The organism is Bacillus sp. FSL K6-0268 (assembly GCF_038005425.1).
Classification (GTDB): Bacteria; Bacillota; Bacilli; order Bacillales; family Bacillaceae_G; genus Bacillus_A; species Bacillus_A thuringiensis_S.
The window spans coordinates 404635-419556 of the sequence record NZ_JBBOTF010000002.1 but is presented as its reverse complement, the minus strand read 5'-3'; the positions used below and the strand labels follow the sequence as shown (position 1 = coordinate 419556).

Genomic DNA, 14922 nt, shown 5'->3' with positions numbered 1-14922 from the left:
TCCAATCATCATTTGGTATTTTTTGTGTTATTCTCATACTAAAGTAGCTGTTTTAAAATGGAAGAAACATCCCCTTACAAAAATGGAAGGTTACTGTCATATCAATCAATAGCGATTCATCTTCCAAAAGAGCAAAATAAGTAAGAGAATAACAATTGTAGGAGGATATATATGACGAAGCCAGTTGTAGACGTGAAAACGTACAAAAAGTGTACGGTAAAAAAGGAGAGAATCAATCATATGCGTTAAAAGGTGTCTCATTCTCCATTCAAGAGGGGGAGTTTGTCGGAATTGGGGCCATCTGGTTCTGGTAAAACGACATTATTAAACGTAATTTCAACACTTGATAAAGCAACGGGCGGCGTTGTTGAAATCGCGGGTACGGATATTACGAAAATGAAGCAAGGTGAACTTTCTGATTTCCGTTCACAAAAATTAGGATTCATTTTCCAAGACTTTAACCTATTAGAGAACTTATCTATTTATGAAAACATCGAACTTCCATTATCTCTTCAAGGTGTCGCGTCACGTAATATTGGACCGAAAGTAGAAAAAGTAGCGGATATGTTAGGGATTACAGAAATACTTTAAAAGTATCCATCTGAAGTATCTGGTGGACAGAAATAACGTTCAGCAGCAGCACGTGCGTTAGTGCATGAACCTGCCATTATTTTAGGGGACGAGCCAACAGGAGCGCTTGATTCTAAAAATGCAACGAGTTTACTTGATGCGATGACAAACTTAAATAAAGAGCAAGGCGTATCTATCATGATGGTTACACATGATCCGTGTATGCAAGAACACTTAAACGTGGTCTTTATCACATTCCATTGCGACAATAACAATATCCAATTCGTTACATACCTCTTGGACCAACTCTTTGAAACGGTCTTCTACTTTTGTGTAAAGAAAAATTTTTCTTCTGTATCGTGGGCAAAACACAAAATGGTAGTGAATGAATGAAACGTTTGTTTTGGTTTTTCTATACTTATTTATCATGTTCATATTGTCTCAGTTAATTTATAAAACCGCAACAAAAAGATAAAAAAATAATACCAACATTTTGGATACTTAAAATGCCACAAATCTTGCGGTTTTTTGGTAGCACTCCGTATCCAACCTCACTTTCATCCCATGCCTAAAGACGATGGGCTTTCTCGTTCGGGAAGGGCTGTAATAGTGTAGAATCACTAGACCATAATTGGTTTACTAGGATACACTTCCGTCATCACATCATTATCTATGCTTATTAAACTTGCTTAAAGGGGTTTCAAATTTACAGATATTTTCACGTATTATTGTACTACGAAAAAAGGGAGAAAATGATACACTTCAATTTCTCCTTTTTGAATTGGGGGTTTGAACAATGTCATCATGACGCTCTTTAAACAAAAGATTTCAATTTTGCAATTCAAACGATATACTATTTTTATTGTGTGGAATCCTAGAAATGCATTCTTCTAAATTATTTTGTAGGTGCATGTTTATTTACATATTCTTCATAACGCTTTACTGATAGAAGCGAACGAAAACCTGTTCGTTTCATGATTTCCTCTGTAGACATATATTTTTCTAAACAACGTAGAATATAGGTGTTCCGTAAGTGTTGTGCAGAAATGCCTTTTCTCAATTTCGCTCTAGCTACTTCTAATCGAATCATCTTTTGCACCGCAATGGCTGTTAATGCTTTTGGAGCATCATTGTCATATACCCAACGAAATGTACCTCGTTGAAAATCGAATGCAACAAACAAAGGATCCTTGCTATGGTATCTAGGACGAACTGGTTCAGGAATTGTTTTATAATACGTAAATAAACATGTGTTATCTTCTTCTTCTAAAAAGATGGTTCGTTTCGTCCCTTGACTATGTACAACTGTCATTTTATTCTTTCCAAAGTGCATATGTTGCATTTGTAACGATACAAGTTCTTGTAGTGTGAGTCCATAGTTCAAGAGAAGTGATAAGATAGACTCATTCCGATTTATCAGAAATGGTCGAACGGAAAGTTGCTTCTCTGACAATCCCTCGGAAGAAGAAAGAATATACTTGAGCTTTTTCTCTTCCTCTTTCGTAACAAAATCATTTTTGCATAGGGAGCGATTCGGTGGAGTGATTCCTTGTATTTCTGCAATAGGATGTGGAATATCTAAGAACTGATACAATTTTTTTAATACGACTGCAATTCGATGAATGGTTTTCTGTCCATATTTTCTTTGGTACAGAAGTTCTTGAAAATAGGCTTCAAAATCTTCTTTATCTATTTCGTTCCACATGTTCTTTTTTTGCAAACGATTTGATGCTTGCAGCCATCTCCTAAAGTCCTCAATATCATAGACATATCGTTTAATTGTGGATGGTTTTCTTCCTCGACTTGATAAGAAAAAAGAAAAATGTTGCAAGGTATCTTCAAAAATTTTTTTATTCATGCTATGTTCACCTCGCTTTTTCTGCAGGAACTTAATTCTATACATTTTTTATTTCAGCTTACCTGGGTATTTCCAATCTCTCTCTTCTTTTTTTATCAGGCTTTGATTGTTGCTTCTTTCGCTGTATTTAATTATTCATTTAATTTTGTGGTCCGAATGTATTTAATTTTATTTATATGTTGGCTATCTAGTCTGGTACTTCTTTGAACTCCAATTAGATTTCGGATAATAATATTGAATTTTACTTGTTAAACGGCAAACTAAACGAATAATTCAGTCATTATTATTTTTGTAGAAGAACGGACTATACCAATATGCACTGTGCTTTTTTGTTCATATTTTTTATTATTTAGGAATTTATTATACTATAAATGTGAGTAACTTTCATTTCATATTTTACCTATGAATAGTCTATTTCAATAGCCTGTGCTTTTTATTATTTTAGTTAAGAAAATTTCTTCCTTAAGGAACGCGAAATGAGGTTGGATACGGAGTGCTACCAAAAAAACGCAAGGTTTGTGGCACTTTAAGTATCCAAAATGTTGGTATTATTTTTTTATCTTTTTGTTGCGGTTTTATAAATTAACTGAGACAATATGGACATGATAAATAAGTATAGAAAAACCAAAACAAACGTTTTATTCATTCACTACCATTTTGTGTTTTGCCCACGATACAGAAGAAAAATTTTTCGTAACTACTCAGCTTAATTAGGAAAAAGGGCATACCAAATACATGTTTTCATTCGAAAACATAAAAAAGAAAAGACTCCAATAAGAGAAAGAATCTAAATCAAACAGAGAATTTCTCTTATGAAGTTGTGCGATTCCAAGGAACCGTTCCGGTTTCTATAACTTGTCCTATCGCTTGTAAGACAGATTGTTTTTGTTTTTTCATGGTACTCATAAAGCTTCGTATCTGGCAAAAAGATTCTGCGCCTTTCTTACTTCGGAAAGTCCCAGACACTTTCTGTTTGACTTTCGTCATTCGAATATCCCGTTCCGCTTGATTATTATCAAATGGAATGTCTGGATGTTCTAAGAATGCTAGAATTCTGTCAGCATATTTGACGAAGCGATTCCATAAATTTTGAGCAGGCGTCTGCTTTCTTTTCTTTTTTAATTCTGTAGAAAAGACTGGTTGTTCTTTCAATATAGCTTGATAAACAGTAAACAGGTGCTGTTGCTTTACTTTTGGCAGATTTCCTTTGTATTGTTTTTTCAGCGTTAAAGCTTGCGTGAGAAATTTCTGCATCTGTTGCGCCCATTTTTGCCCCGTACTATCTATAATTCCTTGCAAATCTCGTAAGAGATGGGCATTACATAATACATGTCGGCAATCTGTATACGCATCATACGATTTCCAACCATCATGCATCGCAATTCCAGAAAAAGACGGTAAAATTCCGCCCGCATCCATTGCTTCTTTTCCGCGTTTGTGATGAATATGTTGCAATGTCACCTCCGGTGTACTGGCAGTATGTAACCATTGTGTTTTGTTTTCTACACGCATACCGGTTTCATCAAAATGGACAATAGGAGACTGCAGGATCTTTTCCGTTACTTTTTTTATGAATGGCTGCAATTGAGAAGCGAAAGCCTGTGTATGATTTACCAGGGTTCCTTCGCTTATAGAATGTCCAAAACAATCCTGAAAGAATTCTTTTGTTCGCTTCAAAGAAATGCATTGATAATGCGTTAAATAGGGAATCAGTCTTTTTATATTTGGACCATATTGAACAGGACGAGATACTGTCGAAGGAAATTGGGCTTCTTGGATAGAATGGCAATGTGGGCATTCTTTCTGTTCTACTTTATGTTCTGTCACTTCAATCTGAATAGGTGGTAAGTCATACACTTGGCGAATGCGATACCCTTTTACAGGCTCGTGGTTCAAGGAAGTATGACAACAAGTACAATATGTAGGAGAATGTGTAATCGTATGATCTGGAGTCGCTGTCAAACCAAGAGTATGTCCCTTGTGGCCTAACTGGCCACCGGTTTGACGATGAGACGGTTTGCGCAAACTTTTTGTAACAGGCTTACCTAAACCATCTGTAGAAGGTGGCTTATGACTATTTTTGGAGTTTTTTTTTGAAGCATTTTCTAGTTCTTGTATACGTTTTTCTAATTTAGAAAATGTTTCTTCAAATAAAGAAATAACAGCTTCAGGTCCTTTTTTATATGTATCTAAAATAATTTTTCGATCGACCATAATATTCACCTCCCCTGTTTGATATACTCAGTATTTACAAATAGGAGGCATATGAAACTAGTAAAATTAAAAAAAGCCACCGAAAGGTGGCTGAGTAGTTACAATTTTTCTTTACACAAAAGTAGAAGACCGTTTCAAAGAGTTGGTCCAAGAGGTATGTAACGAATTGGATATTGTTATTGTCGCAATGGAATGTGATAAAGACCACGTTTAAGTGTTCTTGCATACACTTCCAACACTTAGTTCTGCTAATACAATGGCGAAAATCAAAGGAGTGACATCAAAGCGTTTAAGAGAAGAGTTCCCTCATCTCGCGTACTTGTTAAGTCTGTGGACGCGTTCTTATTTTGTTTCTACTACTGGGAATGTATCAAGTGATACGATACAACAGTATGTAGAAAGTCAAAAACGAGGGGCTGAAACTGGTGACACAAACTATCGCGGTCAAAATGAAATGATTGCCAACAAAAGAATAAATCAGGCTATTGAAACAAAGTAGTTCTGATTCTATTCAACTTATCCATACACTAGTATCTGAAATGGTTGAAGCGAAACAAAGCACAAAGGAGATGGAAGCCAACCTCCCAAGCGCGGTTAAAAATCAAGCGATTACAGATGCGAAAAGTGTACTTTCTACAAAAGTGAAAAAGAGTACATACAAAATTGTTCCGATTTTAAAAAGATCAGTATGTGTGTAGAATAACCAAAACGATTCCTTTGACTATACGCACATCTCCATCCCGTTTCTGGTAAAGGGCAAGTCAACATGTTTACAGGTTCGTGCTTTATGAATTGACAAATACAATCGCAACTTCGACTTATTGAAACACAAGTTAGGTACCCTTCGTAGCACAAAGAATTCTGCCAAACTTCTTGCTCGGAAGAAAGAATTTGTTTGGCTAAAGGAAGTAAATTGTATTGTGATGTAGTCGTTTGTTCGCAACTTTACGGATATGTATACAGGCTTTTTCAAAAAATAAAATAGTGGCCTCGCGTTTTAGATATAAACGATTATGCTTAAAGCATGGGGATGATAATGGACATATTATTTAGGGAGAAAGCGCTGCGATGTGCTGTTTACATAAAGAATCCGGTTTTGTACGATTTTAGAGAGGGTTTAAACTCAATCCGTGTATTAGAAATAAAAAGAATAAATTGTAAAAACTCGATTTTGTCCTAGAAGGGTTCTAATTTATGTTTCTAGAATAACCATGAAACTCTCTGTATTCTCACTACATAAAAATAAAGACAAAGCCGAATGGATGTTGTTCTAAATCGGCTTTGTCATGGGTGTGCAGTATAGGTAGAAAACCCAATTTACCTTCTGTAGGGGGAAGGAGAATGTTGGATTGTCTTTACTATACCATAGATGGTTTAATAATATGATTTGAAAAATTACCTTTGTTAAAGGGATGATAATAGGGATTTGGGGTATAACAGAATTTTAGCTATGGGGATACTCATTATTCGTATTTAATCGTCATTTTGGTTTTAAATATCGAAATGAGGAGTATATAGTAATGCTTGTTCATGATGTTTATTAGATCTAATTTATGTATTATGAATTTTATTGCTAGTATACAGTATTTGCTTACAATGGATTATCTAGGTCAAAATGAGGACAAGATTTCGTAAGTAAGTGTATCTATTCAACAAAATTAGAATGTACTATTCTAATTTTTAATGAGATGGAAAATATCATAATGTTAAAGTTGGTGAAGGAGTATATGATTGGTTTGCTGAATAAAATAATAACGACTTTCTCAGAGAAATAAATAAAAACAGCGGCATCACTATCTATGAAAGAGGTGCAACTGTACATGTGAAAACTTTCCTTATAACGTTATTGCTATAGGAAACATGATTAGGTTACTGTTACTATAACAGGGAGATGAAAACAACGAACTATACAAATAACCTTTTTCAAAGAGGAAGCACCCGTCTGCATTTTTGAAGATGGTTCTTAGCGAGGAGACTTTTGGGGTTTGGATTGGCGGATTTTTATTGGTTGGTATAACCAATAAAATTTTTTTGCATAGTTTGTTAATATATACTATGTATGCAGAGGTGAGTATATGGAGAATAATGTGAATATATCCATAACGAATCCACAGCCTGAAGAGAGAGATTTTGAAGAGAATTATTTAACAGGTACATGGTTATTTGTATGGATAGTTTTGATTATTGTTTTTGTATTATTTTTTATTACAAGAAAGGATGTAAACAATTATCCTATAACAATGGGGATATCCAATCCGTCAATAAATGGTGTGCAAACGACTGTAAATCAAGATAAAATATATATTACAAATGCAAATACAGGACTTGTATCTATTATAGATTCAAAAACAGATCAAATGAAATCTATATTACCATTTCGATGATAATGTAAATAGAGAGAATAGTACAATATAGGGTAAAGGACATTGAGTTTATTGAAGGTGGCTAAGGTGTTGTAAACGGCAGATTCAGCGATGGTAAATGATGACTGAAAACAACTGGAATGAGTCCCAAACAAGCGTGATTGTATTATTTTGTGGAGGGAATTATGGTTATGATAAATTCAGTTATTAACAGGGAATTTTTAAGTGTGACGGCTAATATGCTTCCACAGAAAGTCAAGGATGGTTTTAGGAAGGAAATAAGGAGTAAAAGCCAAGGGAGTGCAAAGGAAAGTTTAAATGCAACATTATCAGAATTAAAAACCAGGATTCTGATTGATTTACAAAACAATATAGATGAACAATTATAAGAGCCAAATTTGAAATCCATAAAAAATAGTGGGTTGAAAGGGCTCTTTTTACATGTGAAAAAGAGAAGAACACAGAGTGGTCAATGTATTTCATGAATCGTCAGTATTTATTAAGGTTCTTTCTGGCAGATACTTTGTGTCATTGTGAGTTGAAACAGAAACGTAAGAACTTCCGAAAACCCAATCTTTAAAAATCTGAAGTTTTTTCGGTCATGAGAAGAAGAGTTGGCGAGTGTTCTTGTTGGAAGAATAAAAGGATCTTCTCGTTGACATAAGCAGCGAGTAAAAGTAGTTAGTATTTATGAATACATGACGAATACTAGAAAAAATTATTTGGACAAAGCCTCAACTGAAGTTCATCAAAAACTACGATGTGATTAGTGTAGCGGATTTGCAAGTATTGAATAGGTTACAGAATCATAAGTTAGCAAAATCAAGTAATGGGGTATCATGAGTGCATTTTTAGAACTGTGCTCGAATACAAAGCAAAATGGCACGGTAAACAAGTCATTGCCATATTGAAAACATTTACTTCCAGCCAAATATGCTCTTGTTGTAGATATCAAAACAAAGACGTTAAAAATGTAAACCTAGGTAAATGAAGCTGAACTGCTTGTTTTATACCCCACGATAGAGATAGGAACGCGAGTATCAAGCAGAAGAATGAAGTGATAAGATTTCTAATCGCAAGTACTGTGGAACTAACCTAATAAATTAGAATTCGATAGAAGCCTTTACTGGGGAATTCCGCCTCTTCTAAACGAAGTGAAAGTGGGAATACAGGATCGATTATTCCAAGAGGCAATGCAAAAAAAATAGAGATTCCCCTGATTTTAGTCAATGGATCTATAAATATGAGGTTTCTATTGTTCGATTTTGGAAGAAAAATAAGTTTGAATCTATAAACGGTACCCCATTATAAAGGACGCTTTAAAATAGAAAATTAGTTAATATCAAGAAGAGGATTTCTATATTTAGCGGGAGTCATATTTTTAAATTCTCAGCATGTAGCCTTTGAAAAAGAAGAAATATCCTCTAATATAATTGATTTTTTAGGATTTTAGTTGGGTAGCGATGACCCTACAACAAGGATCTTGTGACTAAGTATTTAAGCTCGTCTTAATTACGGACAAACTTAAACTTTATACATTTCAAAAATATAATATTATTAAAGTGTACTATATAAAATGTAGGATTAATTTATGTTTTATATTTAATTTATTCGAGGAGGGAACATACATGGCAGGTTTTTTAGGTATGATTACAGTGTATGCAGCTTTGGGATTACCAGCTATTGTCACGGGATTATTGGGAATCTAAGTGAAATGTAGTTACAATAGAATATGGCTACACAGAAAGAAATTTAATCACTTTATCAGTAAATGAAGAAAAATATGCTATCCTTATTTGTAACTACTCAGCCACCTTTCGGTGGCTTTTTTTAATTTTACTAGTTTCATATGCCTCCTATTTGTAAATACTGAGTATATCAAACAGGGGAGGTGAATATTATGGTCGATCGAAAAATTATTTTAGATACATATAAAAAAGGACCTGAAGCTGTTATTTCTTTATTTGAAGAAACATTTTCTAAATTAGAAAAACGTATACAAGAACTAGAAAATGCTTCAAAAAAAAACTCCAAAAATAGTCATAAGCCACCTTCTACAGATGGTTTAGGTAAGCCTGTTACAAAAAGTTTGCGCAAACCGTCTCATCGTCAAACCGGTGGCCAGTTAGGCCACAAGGGACATACTCTTGGTTTGACAGCGACTCCAGATCATACGATTACACATTCTCCTACATATTGTACTTGTTGTCATACTTCCTTGAACCACGAGCCTGTAAAAGGGTATCGCATTCGCCAAGTGTATGACTTACCACCTATTCAGATTGAAGTGACAGAACATAAAGTAGAACAGAAAGAATGCCCACATTGCCATTCTATCCAAGAAGCCCAATTTCCTTCGACAGTATCTCGTCCTGTTCAATATGGTCCAAATATAAAAAGACTGATTCCCTATTTAACGCATTATCAATGCATTTCTTTGAAGCGAACAAAAGAATTCTTTCAGGATTGTTTTGGACATTCTATAAGCGAAGGAACCCTGGTAAATCATACACAGGCTTTCGCTTCTCAATTGCAGCCATTCATAAAAAAAGTAACGGAAAAGATCCTGCAGTCTCCTATTGTCCATTTTGATGAAACCGGTATGCGTGTAGAAAACAAAACACAATGGTTACATACTGCCAGTACACCGGAGGTGACATTGCAACATATTCATCACAAACGCGGAAAAGAAGCAATGGATGCGGGCGGAATTTTACCGTCTTTTTCTGGAATTGCGATGCATGATGGTTGGAAATCGTATGATGCGTATACAGATTGCCGACATGTATTATGTAATGCCCATCTCTTACGAGATTTGCAAGGAATTATAGATAGTACGGGGCAAAAATGGGCGCAACAGATGCAGAAATTTCTCACGCAAGCTTTAACGCTGAAAAAACAATACAAAGGAAATCTGCCAAAAGTAAAGCAACAGCACCTGTTTACTGTTTATCAAGCTATATTGAAAGAACAACCAGTCTTTTCTACAGAATTAAAAAAGAAAAGAAAGCAGACGCCTGCTCAAAATTTATGGAATCGCTTCGTCAAATATGCTGACAGAATTCTAGCATTCTTAGAACATCCAGACATTCCATTTGATAATAATCAAGCGGAACGGGATATTCGAATGACGAAAGTCAAACAGAAAGTGTCTGGGACTTTCCGAAGTAAGAAAGGCGCAGAATCTTTTTGCCAGATACGAAGCTTTATGAGTACCATGAAAAAACAAAAACAATCTGTCTTACAAGCGATAGGACAAGTTATAGAAACCGGAACGGTTCCTTGGAATCGCACAACTTCATAAGAGAAATTCTCTGTTTGATTTAGATTCTTTCTCTTATTGGAGTCTTTTCTTTTTTATGTTTTCGAATGAAAACATGTATTTGGTATGCCCTTTTTCCTAATTAAGCTGAGTAGTTACCCTTATTTTTTAATTGGGATAGCATATTTTTTAATTGGGATAGCATATTTTTTAGTTCTGTTGTAAATTTTTTTGAGCTAATCTATAGGACAGTAAGAAGAATCGCATGATATGTTGGTTTTTTAAAGAAAAATAATGAAAAAAGATAATACCTTAGTTTGTGCAATGCGCATATTTAAGGGAAATTCAGAATGGAAACTTAACAACAGAGGGATTGCTCTAGTATACAGAGCTCTTTCATTAAAAGTAAAAACTGTTTTGCTATTTATCCTTTTCGGCAAGAAGACGCCATCTGATTTGTGTTACGGGTGAGACTCAACAATTCAGGTGGAGATGAATTGTGGTCAGAAGGTAGGCTAAATGCTTTTGTTCCGTTTAGTTCCAAACATTGATTTGTTAAAAGCAATTAATAATTACTTGTTCTAGCAGTCGTTTTATTTCATTTTGTTGATTGAGTGTTAAACTCACTTCAGTTTGCCATCTTTCGAGTTGTATTATATATATTGGCAAAAATTCAAGCTGATCGGTATATACTTGAATGACGCGATGTGTAGTGTAGTCATCTAACACATGTGGTTTTTGTTGCGTTTTTTGCCCTTGTCCAACGCCAATACCTAATTCATCCTCGTATTTTGTCACAGAAATTCTACGATCTCCAATTTTAATTCCTTCGTTCGGAATATTTTTTCCGTATGCCACACCTTTTTCTTTTGTGATGGATGGTAAGGAATCCATGGGTTCTGTAACACGCGGACGTATTGTTTTTTGTAACATCTTTTCCTGTAGTAACTTATCAGTTGTAGTTTTTTTAAAACTCGTATAGATTCAATGTTTTGCAAGATGCTCCATCTGTATCTGTGAACTACCCGCCACTTAACGTCCTAACGGACTGTTTGAAGTGGGGGCTTCTCGGTTAGTCGTTACTTTTGGTAGCTAACGAATTCGTCCTAAGACAGCCGAGCTAACTCCCTTGTTCCAAGGGTTATTTGATTGCTATCTATGCTAATGCCAATAGGTGTATTGCTTCATTTTTGATATTGATAGCTGCGTTATCATCTCTATCGAGATTTACACCGCATATACAAGAATAGACTCGCTCAGACAATGACATATGTTTCACATTTCCACAACTGCTACATGTTTTTGTGGAAGGAAACCATTTGTCTATTTTCACAAGTTGTTTGCCTTGTTCATGTAGTTTATAAGCTAAAAAAGAAGTGAACATACCCCAACCATTGTCAGCGACACTTTTTCCAAAATGAAGTGCTTGCGACATTCCTTTCCTATTTAGATCTTCAATAGCTACAACATCAAAATGAGTCGCTAACTCTTTAGACTTATGATGAAGGAAGTTCTTACGTTGGTTTGCTACTTGTTCATGCAGCTTAGCTACACGGATACGTTGTTTATTCCAACGCCCTGAATCTTTTGTACGTCTTGATCATACTCGTTGATCCTTTGCTAAACGGTATACCATTTCACGATAGAACTTAGGATAATTGGCTCTCTCATCCTCAGAACTGACGTATAATTGATCCATCGCAAAGTCTAATCCAACAACTGTTTCTACTTCTTTTTGTACGATCTCTTTTTCGTATGCAGTCAAAATGGACACATAGTATTTACCAGTAGGTGTCATAGAAATCGTACATGACTTGATTATATGGCCTTGTGGTATTTCTCTATGCTGTTTGATACGTACCATTTTCAGTTTTGGCAATTTGATAGGACCGTTACGCAACATAATATTTCCGTTCACTACATTCGTTGTATAAGACTTTCTGGCTTTTTTGCTTTTGAATGTGGGGAAGTCATTTTGACCACAAAAGAAATTTTTATAGGCAGTTTGCAAGTTTAGTTGCGCATTTGCCAAAGCTAATGAATCAACTTCTTTTAGCCATTCAAATTCTGCTTTGTATTTTGCAGGAGTGGGAAGCTTTTGTTTCTTTAGTTGATCCGTATCATCTTTATGTTTTTCATACGCTTCTTTCCGTTCAGCTAACATTCTGTTATACACGAAACGTACACAACCGAAGGTTTTACGCATAAGATGTGCTTGATCTTCTGTTGGATACAAACGGAATGTATATGCTTTATTCTGCTTTTCCCTATCATTTCACCTGTTATGAAGTGACCTTTGTCAATAGTTTTTCACCCATAATATTTTTCTTGATGGCATACAAAAGCTTCAGAAATAAGATCTATCGACAGTTAACCACTCTGTTATTCGTGGATTGGTTACCTCAGGTTAATGGTTCGTCGTTAGGCTCTTATAATCTCACTGCGTGGATCACACCTTTTCAAATTCTAATAAATAGCTTGTTTATCAGAATTTCAGCCATGCCAGAAGAGGTGAGTCATAGATAGCCAGACCTGTAATTCACTATCTCTGAAGCTCATCTATGCCATCAATTGATACCTTTGATTTCTAACTATGAATCAATCAACTTCATATCCTTCCCTCTTTATTTTCGGTGAATTTTACCTGTTTCTAATCCCCATATAAAACACCCCAGTTCTCTTGCGATAGCTGTAACGGCAACATTTCTAGGCTTCCCTTGATATATCATGCGATAATATTTTCTTTGTAACCTTTCTACAGCCTGATCCGCATAAGCAATCACTTCGCTTCGTTGCCCTTTTTGTCTTGCTTTCACTCGCTTCGATTTTAATCCGATTGCTCCTTTTACCAACGCATTTGCACATTCTACAAGAGTAGACCTAACGGTCGAATTTCCTTGTTTTGTAATCGAACGTCGACTGATTTTCTCTCCACTTGAGCTTTCGCTTGGCGTCAATCCTACATAAGCCATAAATGCTTTAGCCGTGGGAAAACGAGTGAAGTCTGCAATTTCCACATGAACAGTCATTGCCGATGTTGTATCTATACCTTTTAAGCATCTTAACTTTGCGATTGGTTCTTCGTACCTTTCACGATGAGATAATTCTTCTAATCTCAAACTGAACCGCTCAATTTTATCGACTAGAACATCATACTGTAATAGGTATTCGCCTAACGTTTCTTTGAATAATCCTTGTAGATCAAGATTCTTTAACCATTTCATATAAGCGATTGTCCAGCTTGATTTCCCTTCATACACATAGCCATGTCTTAAAAGGAATGCTTTTATCTGTTGTTTTATTTTTTTCAAAGATGTTTTAAAATCACCTAACATGCGGATATACTCTTTCACGGCAACATCCTCTTCTTCTGGAACATATACTTCTTTATAGGTGCCATTTGCTAAATTAAGAGCAATCATTTTGGCATCGAATTTATCATTTTTCACCATTTTGTTTTTTGATGAACTGTACATTGTTGTGGGAGCTAAAATATCACAATCAATTCCATTTTGTTCAAGAAGATTATGAAGTGAATACCCTAAACAACCAGCCTCATATCCAGCTTTAATTTTTATATCTTCACCATATTTTGTTTTCAGTTTCTCAACGAATTTTTTTACGAGAGATACATTTGAAGCACATCGTGCTTCTCTTACAATTTCCCCAGTTGTTCCGTGTAGTGCACATAAGCTAAAACTTTCCTTGTGGACATCCATCCCAATATATATTATATTTTCCATAGTGGCCTCCTATTATCATAGGGTATAACCCCATTCATAATGTTTTCATTCATTATTATGGGTTAAAATCCCTGACTTGATAATCTAGGAGGTCACTTCATATTATCTCACTTTTCACTTTGATTTTCAATATATGTTTTTACTACGTCTATTGGCGAACCACCAGTAGTTCGCAAACAAAAACTTCTTGACCAAAACATCTCTTTCCAAAGTTTCTTTTTCACTTGTGGAAAGTCTCTTTTAATAAGTCGAGAACTTGCACTTTTATAAGCATTGATAAATTTTGTCATTTCTGTATTAGGGTGTGCCTTGAACAAAATAGGAACGTGATCTACATCATGATTCCATTCAACTCATGTGATGTTATAGTTTTCAGATAGTCCAACAAACATATCTGTTGCATAGTCTGACATATCATCATCAAACACATTTCTTCTGTATTTTACGACCAACACAAGGTGATAATACAACAAGAATACTGAATGGTTATGACTATCTCATTTCATTTATATAACATCCTTTATAATTTATAAGACTGATTACATCAGAGGCGAAATAAAAAGGAAAACCTTTTGGTTACGCCAAACTGACATTCATCTCCCACCTACCGTTGGGCTACGCCCTTCACACGCTTGAGGAGGGAGAATTCTTTCGGGAAATTCGTTAAATTCACGGGTACATAATTGTTTTTCAGTGTATTGTGTAGATGAACTTAATTTAGATTGATACTCTTCGGTTACTTTTGTTACTTGTTCTTGAACTCCAGATACAAGTAACACGTTTGGTTGAGATTGATAGTAATAATACACGATTCCTAGTACTACTACCACCGTGCAAGCATAAAAAAACTTTGCCATGAATTAAAATCCTCCATTTATTTATAATTTACATTGCAAATTATTTTTAATTTTC

The 14922-nt window shown here is 35.0% G+C and carries 8 protein-coding genes and 8 pseudogenes; 8 read left to right on the top strand and 8 right to left on the bottom strand.

Annotated features, from left to right (window positions below; all coding sequences use genetic code 11):
* Positions 1-171: 171 nt before the first annotated feature.
* Positions 172-789 (top strand): annotated as a pseudogene (locus tag MHI28_RS32895) (ABC transporter ATP-binding protein); the annotation flags it as partial.
* Between the two features lie 18 nt (positions 790-807).
* On the opposite strand, the pseudogene tnpA (MHI28_RS32890) reads toward MHI28_RS32895, so the two are convergent.
* Both tnpA (MHI28_RS32890) and MHI28_RS32885 read right to left on the bottom strand, forming a co-directional pair.
* Positions 808-999: pseudogene (gene tnpA, locus MHI28_RS32890) on the bottom strand (IS200/IS605 family transposase); the annotation flags it as partial.
* 466 nt (positions 1000-1465) lie between these two features.
* Positions 1466-2428: a tyrosine-type recombinase/integrase gene (locus tag MHI28_RS32885; protein WP_340828711.1), complete on the bottom strand. Its 963-nt coding sequence runs from the start codon at positions 2426-2428 to the stop codon at positions 1466-1468.
* A gap of 602 nt (positions 2429-3030) precedes the next feature.
* Here MHI28_RS32885 and MHI28_RS32880 point away from each other — a divergent pair.
* Positions 3031-3126 (top strand): annotated as a pseudogene (locus MHI28_RS32880) (IS200/IS605 family transposase); the annotation flags it as partial.
* Between the two features lie 112 nt (positions 3127-3238).
* Here MHI28_RS32880 and tnpC (MHI28_RS32875) read toward each other — a convergent pair.
* Positions 3239-4642, bottom strand: a complete 1404-nt coding sequence (gene tnpC / locus MHI28_RS32875) for an IS66 family transposase (RefSeq protein WP_340828062.1) — start codon at positions 4640-4642, stop codon at positions 3239-3241.
* 103 nt (positions 4643-4745) lie between these two features.
* Here tnpC (MHI28_RS32875) and tnpA (MHI28_RS32870) point away from each other — a divergent pair.
* The 6 genes and pseudogenes from tnpA (MHI28_RS32870) to tnpC (MHI28_RS32845) form a co-directional block, all read left to right on the top strand.
* Positions 4746-5054 (top strand): annotated as a pseudogene (gene tnpA, locus MHI28_RS32870) (IS200/IS605 family transposase); the annotation flags it as partial.
* Positions 5055-5181: 127 nt separating this feature from the next.
* Positions 5182-5523, top strand: a pseudogene (locus tag MHI28_RS32865) (RNA-guided endonuclease TnpB family protein); the annotation flags it as partial.
* A 1194-nt stretch (positions 5524-6717) separates the two neighbouring features.
* A complete protein-coding gene (locus MHI28_RS32860) occupies positions 6718-7026 on the top strand; it encodes a hypothetical protein (protein ID WP_340828709.1) in 309 nt (102 codons plus the stop codon).
* A 164-nt stretch (positions 7027-7190) separates the two neighbouring features.
* Positions 7191-7394, top strand: a complete 204-nt coding sequence (locus MHI28_RS32855; protein WP_340828707.1) for a hypothetical protein — start codon at positions 7191-7193, stop codon at positions 7392-7394.
* 171 nt (positions 7395-7565) lie between these two features.
* Positions 7566-8104 (top strand): annotated as a pseudogene (locus tag MHI28_RS32850) (RNA-guided endonuclease TnpB family protein); the annotation flags it as partial.
* Between the two features lie 801 nt (positions 8105-8905).
* Positions 8906-10309: an IS66 family transposase gene (tnpC, locus tag MHI28_RS32845; RefSeq protein WP_340828062.1), complete on the top strand. Its 1404-nt coding sequence runs from the start codon at positions 8906-8908 to the stop codon at positions 10307-10309.
* A gap of 513 nt (positions 10310-10822) precedes the next feature.
* On the opposite strand, the gene MHI28_RS32840 is transcribed toward tnpC (MHI28_RS32845), so the two are convergent.
* The 5 genes and pseudogenes from MHI28_RS32840 to MHI28_RS32820 all read right to left on the bottom strand — a co-directional run bounded on the left by MHI28_RS32840 (position 10823) and on the right by MHI28_RS32820 (position 14867).
* Entirely contained in the window at positions 10823-11200 is a 378-nt protein-coding gene (locus MHI28_RS32840) for a hypothetical protein (RefSeq protein ID WP_445661806.1), read from the bottom strand.
* 223 nt (positions 11201-11423) lie between these two features.
* Positions 11424-12503: pseudogene (locus MHI28_RS32835) on the bottom strand (RNA-guided endonuclease TnpB family protein).
* Positions 12504-12891: 388 nt separating this feature from the next.
* Positions 12892-14010: an IS110 family transposase gene (locus MHI28_RS32830; protein ID WP_277548338.1), complete on the bottom strand. Its 1119-nt coding sequence runs from the start codon at positions 14008-14010 to the stop codon at positions 12892-12894.
* A 107-nt stretch (positions 14011-14117) separates the two neighbouring features.
* Positions 14118-14483 (bottom strand): annotated as a pseudogene (gene tnpA / locus MHI28_RS32825) (IS200/IS605 family transposase).
* 120 nt (positions 14484-14603) lie between these two features.
* Positions 14604-14867 carry a hypothetical protein gene (locus tag MHI28_RS32820; protein WP_340828706.1) on the bottom strand — a complete coding sequence of 88 codons (264 nt, stop codon included), beginning with the start codon at positions 14865-14867 and terminating at the stop codon, positions 14604-14606.
* Positions 14868-14922 lie beyond the last annotated feature (55 nt).